Annotated in this window: 16 protein-coding genes; all 16 read left to right on the top strand. The window is 47.1% G+C overall.

Annotated features, from left to right (window positions below; translation table 11 throughout):
- Positions 1–13: 13 nt before the first annotated feature.
- The 16 genes from BN2106_RS07830 (at position 14) to BN2106_RS07905 (ending at position 16,657) form a co-directional block, all read left to right on the top strand.
- The gene (locus tag BN2106_RS07830) at positions 14–1,432 is read left to right on the top strand and encodes a phage tail sheath family protein (RefSeq protein WP_050697999.1); all 1,419 of its coding nucleotides are present in this window, start codon (positions 14–16) and stop codon (positions 1,430–1,432) included.
- Positions 1,433–1,447: 15 nt separating this feature from the next.
- Positions 1,448–1,957 carry a phage major tail tube protein gene (locus BN2106_RS07835; protein WP_050698000.1) on the top strand — a complete coding sequence of 170 codons (510 nt, stop codon included), beginning with the start codon at positions 1,448–1,450 and terminating at the stop codon, positions 1,955–1,957.
- A gap of 4 nt (positions 1,958–1,961) precedes the next feature.
- Complete coding sequence (locus BN2106_RS07840; RefSeq protein ID WP_154666450.1) at positions 1,962–2,414, top strand: hypothetical protein; 453 nt, start codon at positions 1,962–1,964, stop codon at positions 2,412–2,414.
- 173 nt (positions 2,415–2,587) lie between these two features.
- On the top strand, positions 2,588–6,160 hold the full coding sequence (locus BN2106_RS07845) for a phage tail tape measure protein (protein WP_050698002.1): 3,573 nt from the start codon (positions 2,588–2,590) through the stop codon (positions 6,158–6,160).
- Positions 6,157–6,369 (top strand): tail protein X, encoded by a 213-nt coding sequence (locus tag BN2106_RS07850; RefSeq protein ID WP_050698003.1) that lies wholly within the window; start codon positions 6,157–6,159, stop codon positions 6,367–6,369. Before BN2106_RS07845 ends, BN2106_RS07850 begins: the two co-directional genes overlap by 4 nt.
- On the top strand, positions 6,366–7,898 hold the full coding sequence (locus tag BN2106_RS07855) for an SH3 domain-containing protein (protein WP_050698004.1): 1,533 nt from the start codon (positions 6,366–6,368) through the stop codon (positions 7,896–7,898). Before BN2106_RS07850 ends, BN2106_RS07855 begins: the two co-directional genes overlap by 4 nt.
- Positions 7,898–8,233, top strand: coding sequence for a hypothetical protein (locus BN2106_RS07860; RefSeq protein ID WP_050698005.1), 336 nt, complete (start codon positions 7,898–7,900; stop codon positions 8,231–8,233). The genes BN2106_RS07855 and BN2106_RS07860 overlap by 1 nt, the downstream gene beginning before the upstream one ends.
- The gene (locus BN2106_RS07865) at positions 8,234–8,635 is read left to right on the top strand and encodes a phage tail protein (RefSeq protein WP_050698006.1); all 402 of its coding nucleotides are present in this window, start codon (positions 8,234–8,236) and stop codon (positions 8,633–8,635) included.
- Between the two features lie 8 nt (positions 8,636–8,643).
- Positions 8,644–8,964 (top strand): GPW/gp25 family protein, encoded by a 321-nt coding sequence (locus BN2106_RS07870; RefSeq protein ID WP_050698007.1) that lies wholly within the window; start codon positions 8,644–8,646, stop codon positions 8,962–8,964.
- Positions 8,957–10,093 (top strand): baseplate J/gp47 family protein, encoded by a 1,137-nt coding sequence (locus BN2106_RS07875; protein ID WP_050698008.1) that lies wholly within the window; start codon positions 8,957–8,959, stop codon positions 10,091–10,093. Before BN2106_RS07870 ends, BN2106_RS07875 begins: the two co-directional genes overlap by 8 nt.
- A complete protein-coding gene (locus tag BN2106_RS07880) occupies positions 10,086–10,673 on the top strand; it encodes a phage tail protein I (protein ID WP_050698009.1) in 588 nt (195 codons plus the stop codon). The genes BN2106_RS07875 and BN2106_RS07880 overlap by 8 nt, the downstream gene beginning before the upstream one ends.
- Before the next feature lie 17 nt (positions 10,674–10,690).
- A complete protein-coding gene (locus BN2106_RS07885) occupies positions 10,691–12,361 on the top strand; it encodes a hypothetical protein (RefSeq protein ID WP_050698010.1) in 1,671 nt (556 codons plus the stop codon).
- A 12-nt stretch (positions 12,362–12,373) separates the two neighbouring features.
- On the top strand, positions 12,374–13,321 hold the full coding sequence (locus tag BN2106_RS07890; RefSeq protein ID WP_050698011.1) for a DUF6273 domain-containing protein: 948 nt from the start codon (positions 12,374–12,376) through the stop codon (positions 13,319–13,321).
- 13 nt (positions 13,322–13,334) lie between these two features.
- On the top strand, positions 13,335–14,102 hold the full coding sequence (locus tag BN2106_RS07895) for a peptidoglycan recognition protein family protein (RefSeq protein ID WP_050698012.1): 768 nt from the start codon (positions 13,335–13,337) through the stop codon (positions 14,100–14,102).
- A 15-nt stretch (positions 14,103–14,117) separates the two neighbouring features.
- Positions 14,118–14,606, top strand: coding sequence for a phage holin family protein (locus BN2106_RS07900; protein ID WP_050698013.1), 489 nt, complete (start codon positions 14,118–14,120; stop codon positions 14,604–14,606).
- Positions 14,607–14,668: 62 nt separating this feature from the next.
- A complete protein-coding gene (locus BN2106_RS07905) occupies positions 14,669–16,657 on the top strand; it encodes an SGNH/GDSL hydrolase family protein (protein ID WP_050698014.1) in 1,989 nt (662 codons plus the stop codon).
- The last annotated feature ends 60 nt before the right edge of the window (positions 16,658–16,717 follow it).

Below are 16,717 nucleotides of genomic sequence, written 5' to 3' on the forward strand. Positions count from 1 at the left end.
GGAGGAAACACATATGAATCACAGCGTATTTATCTCCGAACAAGCGACGAGTGTTAGCACGCCTATTGTAGCTGAATCCGGCGTTCCTTTTGTCGTGGGCTTAGCGCCGGTACAGAGTGCAATTTCCCCGGGAAAGGCCGGTGTACCTGTACTCTGTACCAGCTGGACAGAAGCGGTAGAAAAGCTTGGATATTCGGACAATTGGGAAGATTACACCCTTTGTGAATTTATGTATTCGCATTTCAAATTGTTTGGGTGTCAGCCTGCAGTCTTCTGCAATGTGTTGGATATTTCCAGTATGAAGGAAAGTGCAGCGGCAGCGGATGTGGAACTATCCGATCACAAAGCGAAACTGCCTATTGAGGCCATTGACGATGCAAGATTAGTGCTCAAAGCTTCCGGCGCAACCGGCGCAGCCTATGTCAAGGGTACTGACTATAGCACCTATTATGACGGGGAACATCTGGTCATCGAAGTGCTTGCCGGTGGCGCCTGTTATGATGCCGAAACAATCAGTGCAGCATACAACAAGGTTACCCCTTCTTCGGTTAACGCCGTCAATATCGCCGCTGCAATGGAAAGCATTGAACTGTGCATGACCACCTTGGGAGTGGTTCCCGATTTGATCTGTGCCCCGAGATTTTCCAGTGAGAGCACAGTGGCAGCTGTTATGGCAACCAAGGCGGGGAGTATCAACGGAATGTTCAAAGCAAAAGCCCTGATCGACATTAGTTCTAAAGAGGGCGGGGCAGAAAGCTACACCGAGGCAATTTCCTTGAAGAAGGCCAACAACTTTATCGATACGAATGAAATCCTCTCCTGGCCGATGTTAAAACTGGGTGATTACACCTTCCATATGTCCACGCAGCAAGCGGGCTTAATGGCTCAGGTGGACAGCAACAACGGCTGTCCTTATGAGAGTCCTTCCAACAAGGCATTTCGGTGCGATGCAATGGTTTTGGAGGACGGTTCGGAAGTCAACTTGACGTTGGAGCAAGCCAACATGCTGAATTTCAACGGAATTGGAACCGCGCTGAACTTTATGGGTGGTTGGATGTGTTGGGGCAATTACACTGCCTGTTATCCGGCCAGTACGGATGTTAAAGATTATTTTATCCCTGTGTCCCGGATGTTCGGCTGGATCGGCAATTCGCTTGTACGTTCTTTCTGGAGCAAACTTGACAAGCCCATGAATCGCCGCTTGATTGATACAATTTTAGACTCTGCAAACATTTGGCTTAACGGTTTGGCCGGCGCCGGTTATCTGCTTGGCGCGCGAGCGGAAATGCTGGAGTCCGAGAATCCGGAAACCAGCCTGATGGCGGGGGTGATTAAAATTCATATTTATATGACGCCTCCCAGTCCTGCGCAGGAAATCGAATTTGTTCTGGAATACGATGCCGAGTATGTAGCCAGTGCGCTTCAGCCCTGAAAGGAGGGTTAATCAATGGATCAAAGTGTTATTAACTTTGCAGTTTATGAAGACAGTGTAGAGTATATCGGCATGGCAAAGGCAACCCTGCCGGATCTCACCGCACTGACACAATCCATATCCGGTGCAGGAATCGCCGGAAATATAGAAGCTGTCATTCTGGGGCATTACGACGCAATGACGCTTGGACTGAGCTTCCGTACCACCAGTGAGCAGGCGGTTAAACTGTCCGAGCCCCGTCGTCATACGATTGATCTCCGGGTTGCACAGCAAACAGAGGATACCGTGGCCGGCGAAGTTAAAGTGCAAAAAATCAAACATATTTTAGTGGTGGTCCCGAAGTCGGATAAAGGCGGTTCCATTGCTCCCGCTGCTCCTACAGACGGCTCCGGAGAATATGCGGTTCGCTATTGGGCTACTTACATTAATGGAAAAAAGAAGCGGGAAATCGACCCACTCAATTTCATTTGTTATGTGAACGGCGTCGATTATTTGGACGATGTCCGCAAAGCTCTCGGAAAGTAAATAAATGCCCGGAACAGCCGTTCCGGGTTATTTTTTAATCAATACAGTCTGGTCTTCGACTGAAAAAAGGAGTGTCGTTATGAACAGTAACGTTAAAAACGATTATGGAGTTAATGTAAAGGAATTTTCTGCTGCTGAAAAAGAGGCGGAGAAAAGCGTCTTTGTGTATACTCATAAATTTACTTTGCCTTTTACATATGAAGACAAAACTTATGAGGAATTGATTTTCGATTGGGGAAGATTAACCGGTGAGGACGGGTTGTCCATTGAAAACGAGATGCAGGCATTAGGGAAACCGGTTATTGTGCCGACTTTCTCCGGCGAATACTTGGTGCGTATGGCAGCCCGTGCCTGCACAATGCCCATTGGCGACGATGCTATCCGGGCCATGTCCATTTCCGACTACAATAAAATTCGGAGCGCCGCGCGGTCTTTTTTGCTGAAATCGGAGCTGTAATTGGCGATGGCGGAGAGTGGCTCCGAAAACAGTGTTTGATCTTGGCGCAGACAAATAACACTCCCGTTCCATTCTGGTTGTCTTTGCCGCTCTCAGATTTAAGTAAATGGATTCAAACGAGTAACAAGATTGTAGAAATCAGGAATAAACGATAGCGGAAAGGAGGACTTTGAATGGCGAGCAGAAGAGAATATGAAATGCTGTTTCATCTGAACGCACAGCTCGGAAGCAGCTACAACGGCACCTTTAAGTCAGCGCAAAGCACTTTGTCGTCCATGCAAAAGGAAGTCTTAAATCTTAGCAAGACTCAATCAGATATCTCAGCATTTCAAAAGCAACAGGGTGCGGTAGAAGCAACCCGCCAAAAGTTATCCGTTTTGCAGCAGCAGTACGACAATATCCAAAAGGAAATAAAGGAAACGGAAGGATACTCCTCCTCACTGGAAAACAAGCTGCTTTCCAAACAACAGCAGATAGATCGGACATCCTCTTCTTTGGAGCAACAGACCCAAAAGCTGAATCAAATGGACACAGCTTTGCGGGAAGCTGGCGTTGACACCGGAAACCTTGATAAAGAGAGCGCCCGGCTCAGTACGCAAATGACTGAGCTGAAACAGAGTCAGGAGGATGCCGCCGAAGGGGCCAAGGACTTTGGAGAAGCATCTTCCGAAGCTTTTTCTGCTGTACAACAAGCTATTGTGGCGGCTGGTGTTGCAACAGCGCTTAAAGAGATTTACGAAGCTTTCATGGAGTGTGTTACTATTGCTGGAGATTTCGAGGAAGCGATGTCCAATGTTGAAGCCCTATCGGGAGCTACAGCTATGGACATGGCCGATTTAAGCGCCAAAGCCAAAGAACTTGGTGCGACTACCAAATTTACCGCCCAAGAATCTGCCGATGCCATGGGATACATGGCAATGGCCGGTTGGGATGCTGTCGACATGCTTTCCGGCATGGACGGTGTACTGCAATTGGCTGCTGCGTCCGGCGAAGACCTGGCCATGGTGTCTGATATTGTTACCGATAGTCTGAGTGCCTTTGGTCTGACAGCGGCAGATACTGCACATTTTTCTGATGTATTGGCAGCCACAGCAACCAATTCCAATACCAACGTGTCTATCATGGGCGAGACATTCAAGATGTCTGCATCCGTTGCAGGAGCGCTGGGATATTCCATTGAGGATGTGGCGACGGCAGTTGGCTTGATGGCAAACAGTGGTATCAAAGGGAGCATTGCTGGCACCGCGTTGAAGAACACCTTTAACGGTCTGTTGGAAGGCGTAACGCTGACCGGTGCAGCTTTTGGAGAGTATGAATATTCAGCAATTAAAGCCGATGGCAGTATGAAATCCTTTGGCGGTACGATCAATGAACTGCGTAATTATTTTGACCAGATGACAGAAGCGGAACGCGTTAATAACGCGATGACGATTGCTGGACAACGCGGGTACAATGGTTTGCTCGCCATTCTAAATGCAACCGACGAGGATTATACTTCTCTGACTGACAGCATCAATAATTGCACCGGTGCAGCTGCAAAAATGGCAGCCATTAAATTGGACAACATGAACGGCCAATTGACCTTAATGAATTCCGCGTGGGACGCCTTAAAAACTACGATAGGTGAACAATTCACACCAGAAATGCGTGGCCTGTACAGTATTGGAACGGATGTATTTGGGATGCTGAATGATTTTGTAGCGAAACATCCAGCGTTGGTTAAGGCAGTGATGGCATTTGTAGCGGTTCTCGGCACCGCTACTTTAGCGCTCACCGCTTATGCGACGATCTCAAAGGTAGTGAAAGCGTTGGATTTGGTCACTTTGTTTACAGGACCGGCCGGCGTAATTATCGGTGTGATTTCCGGTGTTGCCGCTCTCACTGCCGCGATAGTCGCGTTTGCGACTGCTACCAATGAAGCAATTCCCTCTGTCAGAGAATTGACGACCGCTGCACAGGAAATGAACCAGGCAATGGAAGAGGCAAACAATATCTTTAACGAGACGGTAACTTCAACGCTAGCGACTGTCGATGTTGCTGAGACCTATATCAGAAAGCTGGAGGAACTGGAAGCAGCCGGTATTACCACAGACGAACAGGCCAAACAATATCACAACACCCTAGCGCTTTTGTGCCGTACCGTTCCGGAACTCACGGACTATATTGACTTGGAAAAAGATACGATTGAAGGCGGTACAGAAGCTTTGCGCACCCATACCAAGGCATGGAAAGAAAATGCCAAAGCACAGGCGTATCAAGAGTATATGAACTCGCTCTATGATGAGTATAACGACGTTTTGCTTGAAGCTGCAGAGAATGAAATAGGACTGACAAAAGCTCAAATGCAGCTGGAAGATGCCAATAAAAAGCATGGCGACACGCTGGGTAAGATGAATAAGCTGTACGCTGAAGCTCAGAAATCCGCAGGAGATTACAATGAAAAGTACGGTGGCTGGACGGAGGCAACAGATTATCTTACACAGGAATACTACGATCTGCAGGATACCCTCATCAGCATCAATGAAGAGGTTTACACGGCTGAACAGTGTGTGAATAATTACACCAAAGCAATTGAGGAAGATGGTAAAGCGACATCTGAAGCACAGAAAGCGATTGATTCGGCAGAAGAGGCATATAACCGGTTAACGGGGACCACAGAAGAAAGCATTGAGGCCACAAAGGAAGCAGCTCGACAGGAGCAGGAGCTGCAATTTGTGATTGAAGACATTACCGGAAAAATGAACGATCTTGCGGAAGCATATTCGTCTGCCTACTTTGAAGCGCTTAACAGCGTATCTGGTCAATACGAGCTCTGGGATAAGACGGAAAAGGTCGTTGCAACGAGCACGGATAAAATGAACGCCGCCATTGAAAGCCAAATTACATATTGGCAGAATTACAACTCCAATCTTCAATCTTTAACAGAGCGCAGCGGCGATATTGAAGGTTTAAGCGACGTCATAGCCAGCTTTGCAGATGGAAGCGAAGACAGTGTAAACGCGATTGCGGGTATGGCGAACGCCAGCGATAAAGACTTGGCTAAAATGGTTGAAAACTGGCAGGCATTAAAAAAAGAGCAGGATACTACTGCCGGAAGTATTGCAGATCTTAAAACAGATTTTTCTGCGACTATGGACGAGCTGCAGAAAGAACTTGCCGCGGATATTGAAGCGATGAACCTTGGGCCTGAGGCGGCTGAAAGCGGAAAATCCACGATTCAGGGATTTATTGACGGCGCGGCTGATATGCTGGGACCGGTACAGGCAGCGTACGCCCGTATTGCCAAAGCTGCACAAAATGCGCTTAATCCAGGAACAGGAGGCGGTTCATCTGGAATTCCTGGCTATGCCGTCGGAACGCAGTCCGCAGCTCCCGGTTTCGCTATGGTTGGAGAAAACGGGCCGGAAATTGTTTATTTTAACGGCGGGGAACAGGTCATGACTGCAACCGAAACAGCAGTAATGCAAAGAGGTTTACCTACATCTGAACTCCAAACAGTAACCTTTGCGCCTCAGCTATTAGAAGCATTGTCCTCCATGCGCGGTACAAATGCACTTTCGGCGCAAGGAAACAGTGCGGGAAACAATATTCATTTGACGGTTGCCCCGACTTATACCATTTCCGGCGTTACCAGCTCCAGAGGAATAGAGGATATTCTTCGCCGGCATGACGAGGATCTGCGCAATTACATTTTGGAGATTATGCAACAGGCTGATATTGACTCGACCAGGAGGGCTTACCGATGAAGAGGACTTACACAACGGTTCAGGGAGATATGTGGGACAGCATCGCCAATGCACAACTGGGCGATGTGTCTTATACCGATAAGTTAATGAATCTCAATCAGCAATACCGTAATTTTTTTACATTCCCAGCCGGAATCGAACTGATCCTTCCAGATCCGGTTGAAACGGTTGGCAATGCACTGCCGCCCTGGAAGGCGGCGGTTGGATGAGCCGGGTGGAACAAGCCCGCCGTACAACGGCAGAAATTGCATTTGACGGGGTGAATATTACATCATCCATTCGGCCCTATCTGCTGTCGGTTACATATACGGATAACGAAGAGGATGAAACGGATGACCTTCAACTTCGTATTCAGGACCGGGATAATGTATGGATGTGTAAATGGCTGAACGATGCAATACAGGCAGCTGCTGCAACAGCCGAAGTGCCTACTGCAAACAAAGCATCTTCCAAAAGTTATACGGTTACGGCGAAAAGTGGATTGAATGTGCGCTCCGGACCAGGGACGAGTCACGGCAGGTTGGGAACGCTTGCCTACGGCACAGTTGTCGATGTGTCTTCTATTTCCAATGGGTGGGCGAAGATCCAGTACAGTGGAAAAACGGCCTATATCAGCGCCGGCTATATCGCACAAGGCAGTTCCAGCGGGATTACGTCGACTTGGAACATTGGAGATTCTGTGATTGCAAATGGGCGCCCGCAGTATACAAGCTATGGTAACGGTACGCCAGGCAAAAATGTTACAAATTACAGAGGAAACATTACACATCTAAACCTGAAAAGCGGAGTTCCATACCCCATCCATGTCGGAAACTTGGGGTGGTTTGCAGAGAGTCAAATCACAAAAGCTACATCTACAGAAGCAGGGGGGAGTTCTGGGACAAAGGGTCTTCGGATTCAGGCGGTGATTGTACGTGAAAATTGGACAGGTGATGGAAAAGACCTTATTCTTGACTGCGGACAATTTGCTCTCGATTCAATTGATGCGTCCGGACCACCCGCCGTTATCACCATAAAAGGGACATCGCTTCCATATAGCTCCCAAATTCGTCAGACCAAAAAGTCCAAGGCGTGGGAATCCTACACATTATCCGGCCTTGCCAATGAGATGGCCGCATCCAACGGAATGACCTGCCTTTATTTGGCAGCGAATGTTCCTTTCTACGAGAGGGTAGAACAGTACAATACCAGCGATATCAACTTCCTCTCCACGCTTTGCCATAACGCTGGGATTTCCCTCAAAGCAACCAACAACGTTCTTGTACTGTTCGATCAAGCTTCTTATGAGGCGAAGAGCGCAGTGTTGACCATCAAGCGGGGGGACGGTACCTATACCAAATATAAACTGAGTGTCGGGCAAGCTGATATCCAATATTCCTCCTGCCGTGTCAGCTATGTGAATCCGTCTACCGGAAAGTGTATCCAGGCCATAGCCTATGTTGAGGAATACAAATCGGATTCCAAAAAGAATCAACAATTGGAAGTGAAAGCGAAGGTATCCAGTATTGCAGAAGCGAAAGATTTGGCCGAAAAACGGTTAAGGCTGCACAACAAATATGAACGGACTGCAACGTTTACTTTGCCGGGCAATCCCAATTTGGCGGCTGGCGTCACCGTCTTTCTTTCCGGTTGGGGAGCATGGGACGGGAAGTATATCGCCAAACAGGCGAAACATTCTGTAACTGACAGCGGATATACGGTGCAGGTACAGCTCCGCCGTGTATTGGAGGGATATTGATGGAACTGGAAAGTATTTTATTGAGGTTGGTACAGATTGGGACTGTCAGTGCTGTGGACAACGACAAACGGAAAGTCCGTGTGATCTTTCAGGACACAGGAGCTACTTCCGGCTGGTTGTATGTGCTGCAGCATTATGCGGCCGGTCTTTACATTGAGCCGGATGCAGAACACACACATACCATTACGGGAAGTAATAGTGCAAGCACCTGTCCTGCCCACGACCACATTCCAGGTTCGTATCTGGCCTATTGGATGCCAAAGGTCAATGATATCGTGTTGGTCCTGTATTTGCCCCTGGAAGACTCGGACGGATTCATATTGGGAGGGATGTAAATGGCGCAGGTTGGATGCCTTGGAGTGATCCCCTTCGTTGTGTCTGCCGACATGATCCAGACCATCAATAACGTTGCCTGGTCCGGCTCCGTGCGATATGGAGAACATCAGCGACACCTTTCCAGTACGCTTACAGAATTTACAGGCGTGAATCCGGATACGTTTTCCTTTGAAATGATACTTTCCGCTTATCTTGGCGTTGATCCAATGACCGCAATCGTTCAGCTTTGTCAGTATGAAAACAATGGAATTGCGGTGCCAGTGGTCATCGGAACTAGATCATATGGGAAGTATCGATGGACCGTGCAAAAGCATCAAATTAAAATGACTGACTATGATAAGAGCGGCAACCTCGCTATTGCTGCTGTATCAGTTGAATTACTGGAATACCTGAAAGAATGAGGTGCTCTATGAGATACACAGTCAGTGCTCAAAGCTCCGGAATCGTTCAAATTAACGAGACTGACACGGTAGCTTCTATCCTGCAAAATGTAGCAATAATCCTTGCCACCCGAAAAGGAAGCGTGCCGTTATATCGTAATTTCGGACTCTCTCAAGAATTCGTGGATAAACCGATTTCCGTTGCAAAGTCCATGCTTTATGCGGAAATCAAGGAGGCCGTAGAGGCGTATGAACCACGTGCGGAGATCGTTAATATTTCTTTTCAGGAGGACGCGGCAGCGTTAGGCCGGCTGATTCCAGTGGTGGAGGTGGAGATTGTCAATGAGTAGGAATGTTGAGTACCAATTTGTCAGCACAGATACGGAAACACTGATTGCGGACTTGGTGTCTGCATATGAAAAAATCACTGGCACCAGTGTGAAACCAGCCAGTCCCGAAAAGCTGTTTATTCAATGGGTCGCATCTATAATCCTCCAGGAACGTATCCTGAACAACTACACCGGCAATCAAAACATTCCCAGCAGGGCGGAAGGAGAAAATCTGGACGCCTTGGGAGAATTGTTCTTTGTTACAGAACGCCCGGAAGCGCAAAGTGCAGTGTGTACCGAACGGTTTTATATTTCAGCGACTCAAAGCACCGCCATTCTGATTCCATCCGGTACGAGGGTAACCGATACAAGTAATGCACTGGTATGGGAAACGGTTTCCGACGTATATGTCCCTATTGGCTCTCTCTATGTTGATGCACAGTTGAGGTGCCAAACACCAGGAGCAATAGGCAATGGATACGCGATCGGGCAGCTCAATAACCTAGTTGATTTGTTTGATTACTATGACCATTGCGAAAATATTACGGTCAGTGACGACGGCGCCGATGAAGCGACCGATGATGAATATTATGAATTGATGCGTGCCAGTACGGATGGATATAGCTGCGCCGGCGCCAAGGGCGGATATGTTTACTTTGCCAAACAGGTATCCACTGAAATTGCAGATGTTGTTGCCAACCGTCCCAGCGACGGCTGCGTAGCTCTGTATATCTTGATGGATGACGGATCCATAGCTACTACAGAAATCAAGAATGCCGTGTTGGCAGCTTGCAATCCGGATTATGTCCGTCCACTGACGGATCGAATTTCTGTCGCTGATCCTGAAACAGTAAATTACAATATCACTTTTACCTATTACATATCCCGTGACACTTCTATTAGCTCTACGGAGATTCAACAGTCTGTCGATGCAGCTGTAAAGGAGTATACAGTGTGGCAATGTGGAAAATTGGGCCGAGATATCAATCCGTCTTATTTGATCGGACTGTTGATGCAAACCGGGATCAAACGGGTGGAATTGACAAGCCCGTCCTTTATTGCGTTGCGGGACGGCGCGGATAACACTGTTCCTCAGGTTGCCGCAGTAAATACGATTGCGGTGACGGATGGAGGGCATGAGGATGAATAGCCAGCATGATATCTCAGTTGAAAATCTATTGGTTGTTCTTCCTGACGTGCTCCGGAACGATGAAAACATGCGAGCTTTAGCGACCTCAATTTCCAGTGTATTGGCAAAACGGACGGAAGAAATTCAAAGGCTGATGATATACTCCCGGATCAATGAGCTTCCGGAAGAATTGCTGGATATATTGGCCCATGATTTCAAAGTCGATTGGTGGGATGGAGATTACACGCTGGAGGAAAAGCGTAAGACGTTAAAAGAAAGTTGGCGTGTTCACCGAACCCTCGGTACAAAAGCAGCGGTAGAGACGGCAATTTCAGCTATTTATCCTGATACACAGGTAAGCGAGTGGTTTCAATACGGCGGTGCCCCTTATCATTTTAAACTGCTGATCGACGCCACATATGAAGATGTAGATCCTGAGAAGTATCGACGTGTTCTCGAAAAAGTGGACTACTACAAAAATTTACGTTCTGTGCTGGATGAAGTGGAATATTACGACTCAGGCGGCACGGCTGCTGTCTATGCGGCAGCCGCTTGCATCGGATGTGAAGTTGAAGATGGAGCAACGGCAGAGCATTATTAGACGGAGGTGTTTTTTCTATGGCAAATTGGATCGGCGTCGTCACAAACGTCGGTAATGCACTCTTTTCTCAATGGCTCGTTGGGACCAAACTAAATATTAGTAGCGCTGCAGCAGGTACAGGAACTGTTCCACCCGCAGCTTTGCTTGCGCAGACGGCTCTTGTAAATCAAAAGCAGGTAGCGAGCATAGTGTCTTACGAACGTATGGAAAAGGGAATTAAACTCAAAGTGCAAATCACTGCACCGCAAACTGGCTATTTTCTCAATCAGTTTGGCTTATGGGGAACTTTGGACAGCGGAACGCCAACGATGGTTGCTATTTTCCAGAACGAAGACAGCATTCCAATTCCCAATCATGCAGATTCCCCTGACTTTGTGTATACTTTCTACGGTATTATTGCCATGTCTAACACGGGAGATTTTTCGGTAACGGTTGATGCCAGTGCAGTAGTTTCGATGTCTACAATGACTGCAGCTATTTCTGAAGCTGTTGCAACGAAGCAAGAGGCAATTAAAACTGTCGGTGTATTAAAAGGACAGGGAAACGGTTCTGTGTCTGCAGCGCTCGCTGGAACAGACTATGTTACACCAAGCAACCTGAACAGCGCAGTAGAAACGCACAGCACTAATTCAGCTGCTCATAGAGATATCCGGCAAGCAGTTGAAACAGCACAGACGGCGGCAAACGACGCAAAGGCGGTTGCGAATGGAATCACTTTAGGGTCAATTTCCGGAATATTGCCGGTCAGCCGCGGGGGTACGGGAAAGACAAGCTGGGTTGCCAATCGTTTGGCTTATCCTTCGGGTAGCACGACGATGACGCAACTTCTTAATCCGACGACATCCGGTTCGTTTCTGCGTCAAAACACCAGCGGCGCTCCATTTTGGACAGGACCAGCCGATGTGCTTGGAGCAATCGGCGCCGTACCAGAAACACGCACAATAAATGGGAAGGCTCTAACAGGCAATATCACTTTGACCGCACCAGAGATGGGCGCTCCGTCTTTGGGGAATGACGGGAAAATCTCATTGGAGCAGATGCCCAATATTCCGCCTGCTGTCACTACATCGGGAAGTGGAAGTGCGTATACCGCTACGATTGATGGTATCACAGAAATTTCAAAAGGATTGCTTATCACAATTATCCCACACACATCGAGCACCAGCGTCAGTCCTACACTCAACCTCAACGGAATGGGCGCAAAGACGATCAAACGGCGATACAGCTATACCAATGATAGTATGGCAAGCGGACAAACCAGCAGCTGGCTTTATTCTGGCAGAACTCAATTGTTGCAGTATGACGGCGGTTATTGGATTGCCATTGGTGCCAATAAACCTTATGGTCCGGATATGTACGGTACAGTGGGAATTTCCAATGGCGGTACTGGGAAGACAAGCTGGACCAGCAATCGCTTGGTTTATGCTTCCACAAGTTCTACGTTAACACAGTTAGCGCCGCCAACTTCTGGAACAGGATATTTATCGCAGGGTGTAAGCGGTGCACCATCCTGGGTTTTTCCAGCTAATATGGAAGTTGGCAGAGCAGATTTTTCAACAGAATCTGCTTCTGCAACTGAGGCGGTTCATGCTTTGGATTCCGATAGTGTAAACGGATACACAATTGTCGTTTCTGATTCAGCACCAACCGATGTTGTGCCTGGGCGGATCACTCTTGTATATGAATAGGAGGATTTGCTCATGCCTTTATATTTGGATTCAAGCTCAACCAATCAAAAAATTTCTAAAATTTATATTGATTCTTCGGATAGTGTGCAAAAGGTAGTAAAAGAAGCGTGGCTGGCAGATGAAGCGGGTGTAAACCGAAAAATATTCAGTATGGGTATTCCTATTGGTCAGCTTCCTATTGGTAGTGTCGTAAAAGATATAAACACAAAATACAATGATGCAGTTATAAGGTTCATTGTAGGGTATAAGGATGTAAATGCCGTACGACTGATTACAGAACGAATTATTACCTTAAAGTGCTTTGACGCAAAGGAACCTACAAATCCAAACAGCCAGAGGAAAAGCTATGGAAATAACCGTTATAGCCAATCTAATATAGATCAATGGTTGAACAGTACTGCTACTGCTGGCACATGGTATAATGCACGCCATGAATACGATACACCTCCTGCAAGTGCAAACGTTAGCAGTAACTATTACGATCAACAGCCTGGGTTTTTAGTGGGCTTTTCAGAACCTCTTAAAAACATCCTTCAGGATGATACTGTTGTAATCGCTTTAAATACAGTCTCGGATGGAGGAGGGTCGGAAACAATCACTAGAAAGGTTCGCCTTATCACCAGGACAGAAGCAGGAAAAGGAAATGAAAATGGAATTGTTGAAGGGGCTCAATGGGAATATTTTAAAAGTTACCAAAACCGCCAAGCATTTCCTACATATGAAGCAGCTCAACAGTCTGAATATTCTGTATCGGCCTCCCAACCTTGGTGGTGGTTTTTGGCTACACCGTATATTGGGCGTGCAGGATCTGTTCGATTTATCTCGGAAAATGATGATCCGATTAGTTTCAAGAATGCTTATGACGGAAGTGGTGGGATTCGACCAGCAATATTTTTGTCGCCTACTACCTTAGTATTTCCGAAGCCAGATACGGACGGCGCATATATGTTGCAATTTTAAGAGGAACATAAATATGGATATAAAAAAGGATCTTTTGACAATTAATTCCTACAGCCGGCCCGGTACAAAGCTTAGCAAAGTTACCAAGATTGCAGTACACTACGTCGGCAATCCAGGAAGCACGGCACAGGCCAATCGGAACTATTTTGAATCGCTAAAGGAAGGAAAGTGCAACAGTAGCGGCCAGCTGATTTATGCATCATCCCACTATATCGTTGGATTGGATGGAGAGATTCTCCAGTGTATCCCGGAAATGGAGATCAGTTACGCGACGAACCAAGCCAACCTGTATAGCATCAGCATTGAGTGCTGCCACCCGGCGGCGGACGGCAAGTTTACAGTGGCCACAGAACGGGCGCTGGTTGTCCTCTGCGCCGATCTCTGCCAGCGGTACAAGCTCGATCCTCTGAAAGATATCATTCGTCATTACGATGTGACGAAAAAGGTGTGTCCAAAGTACTATGTTGATCATCCGGAGGCCTACGAGGATTTCAGGCAACGCGTGCGAAGCTTAATGGTTATTGAGATTGACACCACCATGGACGTCGTACGGCGGCACGGAGACTGCTACACGGTAGCTATGAAATGTGTAGACAAGCCGGTGATCTATCCCGGCACAGAAAAGGTTGTGACGGTCTGCCCACCCTACCCCTACGGCGGCGGCTGGCGGGCGAATATCGTTGCGATAAACCAGGCAGGGAGCAGCACGGGGATTTATACGCGCCTTCCGGATCAGGATAAGACGGACGGTGTACTGCGGTTTGAGTTTAAAATTACATAATAGGAGGATGGACTTATGAACGAACACACCATTATTGGAATCAAAGCAACTATTACTGCGGCCTGCGCCGCTATGTCTGCCTGGCTGGGTTGGTTTGGGTGGCTCGTCGTCGCTTGGGCTGCATGCATGGTCTTGGATTACCTCACCGGATCGGCGGCGGCATGCAGAGCCGGCGAATGGAGTAGCGCAATAGCAAGGGACGGACTGTGGCATAAAGCAGGAGCAATCGTTGCAGTCGCTGCATCTCTACTAACGGATATTTTAGTTGGTTTGGTTGTCAATCACATTCCTGCTATTTCTCTGCCGTTTGCATACACAGTGCTCTTCTGCCCAGTTGTAATCGTGTGGTATATTTTAACTGAATTAGGATCAATTGTCGAAAATGCCGGTAAGCTGGGCGCTCCCGTTCCGCCTTTTTTGGCGCGAGTAATTACCATTTGCAAGGGAAGCGTGGATGCTGCCGGAGATAAGATCTCAGAAGAAAAAGAGGATAAACAGGACTGACAACAACAGCGCCCTGCTTCGTGAGTGGAGCAGGGCGCTTTCGTTATTTTGGGGGTATTCATATGATTACTTTAAATGACAAGTGGATATTATTAGGCAATTGGGGGGATACGGATCTCGGATATGCAGGCGAAAACGAGGTGCGTATCATGCATATACAAATGCCCGAAGTTCTGTATAACGATTGGAGCATTGTTATAGACGTCAAATACGATAATACGAAAAAGAATATTTGGGCAACTGAAAAGAGCATAGACAATGGGAAACTGATTCTGTCAACTGTGATCAGAAAGGAGTATATTCCAAAAGAAGGAAATATCCATATTCAGGTTCGTGCGTCAAGCTCTGATGGCAGAGTTAAAAAATCGTCCTTACTTACCCTAAACATTAAAGATAGCATTAATGCCCCGGATATGGTTCCATTGCCACTTCCATCCGAGTTCTATGAATACGAACAGAATGTCATAAGTGCAAAATCTGCGGCTGAAATTGCAGCAAGTCGTGCTGGACTATCTGAACAGTCTGCGGAAAACTCGGTAGCAGAATGTGAACGCATTCTTGAAGAGGTAAAGGACAATAACACTTGGCGTGAATATGGACAAACACCTTGCAAATTTAATTTATCATTATTTGGAGAAGTAAAGTTAAAATCAGAAGGAGAATGTTCATATTGTATCTATTCCGATACGGTTAAGGACATGGCGAGCCAAGAACGAAATTATTATGGCAGCATTACGGAAGACACCAGCCGTGGTTACTATGAGTTTACGTTGGGCAGCAAAGCAACTGCCTGGTATAATGTGTACTTCAAAATGACTTTCTCTAAACTGGAAATAGGGAAGGCGTACAAGATTTATGTTGATACTACCGGGTTGCAGCCAGGCTCTACGACTGCAACCATGATGTATGGACAATTTCTTTTGGCTGAATTGATCAACGGTCAAAAGGGAAATCAAATCATGGCGCCAACGCGTATATCTTCAGCAGGGCTACATGGATTCGAGTTTGTGCCAACGACTGCTGATATTATCTTGGAGTACTATCCGGGCAATGTATTAGCAGAACTTGTTGCAGGTTACCAGTTCCGTTTTCGTGATTTATATGTAAACCGATCGGGTAGCGGGGATGAGCACACACCTATTTATGAAAAGAGGGGCATATTTAATGGCGAGACTATAATACAGGATGCAGTTTCCGGTTTGAATCTTGAATCGGTTCCGGTTTGCACTGTATGGTATTCTAAAGCACAATCTAACGTTTATACAGTCAACGGTATTCGCCCGGACGATACCGGGAACGTACTGCTCCAGAAACCTCCTTTATCGAGGCTGGAGGGTAAGATACTGGCCTGCTTTGGAGACAGTATTACAGGGAATTTTCAGCCGCCGGTGGACTATCCTTCCGTAATTGCAAAGCTGACCGGTATGCAGGTATATAACTTTGGGGTGGGCGGCTGCCGGATGTCTCAGCACCCGGATCAGTATTATGACGCCTTTAGCATGTACCGGCTGGCAGACGCCGTAACTACTGGAAATTTTGCGTTACAGGAAGCGGCGGTGGGGCATACCGCAAATTATGCAGCCGACCGCGTGACATCATTAAAATCTATTGACTGGACAAAAGTGGACTATGTTACCATTCTATTTGGAACAAACGATATTCAGGGAGGCGTGTCACTGGATATCGTAAATGATCCCAAAGATGTCACAACTTACCTGGGTGCTGCCCGGTACAGCCTGGAAGCGCTCTGGAACCGCTATCCGAATCTGCGGGTTTTGCTTTTGACTCCCATTTATCGCTACTGGGATAATGAACGTATTGATAGCGATGAAAAAATGTTTGGAAACAGGCACTTTTACGAATTTGGAAATGCGCTTCTTCAGTTGGCAAAGGATTACAAAACACCAGCGCTGGATTTATATTATACTTTGGGAATCAACAAATACAACCGGGGGCAGTATTTCTCAACTGGCGATGGGACACATCCAAATGATGCGGGCCGCGTGTTGTTGGGAGAAAAGGTCGCATGGAAGCTGCTGAGTGAGTTTTAATGTCATAAATTACCTCTAGCCCCCGGTGAATGTGGCAGTCTCTTCATGGGGACAAAGCGC

This window comes from Anaeromassilibacillus senegalensis, assembly GCF_001261775.1.
In the GTDB taxonomy this organism is placed as follows: Bacteria; Bacillota; Clostridia; order Oscillospirales; family Acutalibacteraceae; genus Anaeromassilibacillus; species Anaeromassilibacillus senegalensis.

Excerpts from the sequence above, each read along its gene's own strand:
- BN2106_RS07905 (WP_050698014.1), top strand. The coding sequence starts at position 14,669 with ATGATTACTTTAAATGACAAGTGGATATTATTAGGCAATTGGGGGGAT.
- BN2106_RS07870 (WP_050698007.1), top strand. The coding sequence starts at position 8,644 with ATGAGATACACAGTCAGTGCTCAAAGCTCCGGAATCGTTCAAATTAAC.
- BN2106_RS07895 (WP_050698012.1), top strand. The coding sequence starts at position 13,335 with ATGGATATAAAAAAGGATCTTTTGACAATTAATTCCTACAGCCGGCCC.
- BN2106_RS07885 (WP_050698010.1), top strand. The coding sequence starts at position 10,691 with ATGGCAAATTGGATCGGCGTCGTCACAAACGTCGGTAATGCACTCTTT.
- BN2106_RS07850 (WP_050698003.1), top strand. The coding sequence starts at position 6,157 with ATGAAGAGGACTTACACAACGGTTCAGGGAGATATGTGGGACAGCATC.
- BN2106_RS07875 (WP_050698008.1), top strand. The coding sequence starts at position 8,957 with ATGAGTAGGAATGTTGAGTACCAATTTGTCAGCACAGATACGGAAACA.
- BN2106_RS07900 (WP_050698013.1), top strand. The coding sequence starts at position 14,118 with ATGAACGAACACACCATTATTGGAATCAAAGCAACTATTACTGCGGCC.
- BN2106_RS07830 (WP_050697999.1), top strand. The coding sequence starts at position 14 with ATGAATCACAGCGTATTTATCTCCGAACAAGCGACGAGTGTTAGCACG.
- BN2106_RS07855 (WP_050698004.1), top strand. The coding sequence starts at position 6,366 with ATGAGCCGGGTGGAACAAGCCCGCCGTACAACGGCAGAAATTGCATTT.
- BN2106_RS07880 (WP_050698009.1), top strand. The coding sequence starts at position 10,086 with ATGAATAGCCAGCATGATATCTCAGTTGAAAATCTATTGGTTGTTCTT.
- BN2106_RS07865 (WP_050698006.1), top strand. The coding sequence starts at position 8,234 with ATGGCGCAGGTTGGATGCCTTGGAGTGATCCCCTTCGTTGTGTCTGCC.
- BN2106_RS07845 (WP_050698002.1), top strand. The coding sequence starts at position 2,588 with ATGGCGAGCAGAAGAGAATATGAAATGCTGTTTCATCTGAACGCACAG.
- BN2106_RS07860 (WP_050698005.1), top strand. The coding sequence starts at position 7,898 with ATGGAACTGGAAAGTATTTTATTGAGGTTGGTACAGATTGGGACTGTC.
- BN2106_RS07840 (WP_154666450.1), top strand. The coding sequence starts at position 1,962 with ATGCCCGGAACAGCCGTTCCGGGTTATTTTTTAATCAATACAGTCTGG.
- BN2106_RS07835 (WP_050698000.1), top strand. The coding sequence starts at position 1,448 with ATGGATCAAAGTGTTATTAACTTTGCAGTTTATGAAGACAGTGTAGAG.
- BN2106_RS07890 (WP_050698011.1), top strand. The coding sequence starts at position 12,374 with ATGCCTTTATATTTGGATTCAAGCTCAACCAATCAAAAAATTTCTAAA.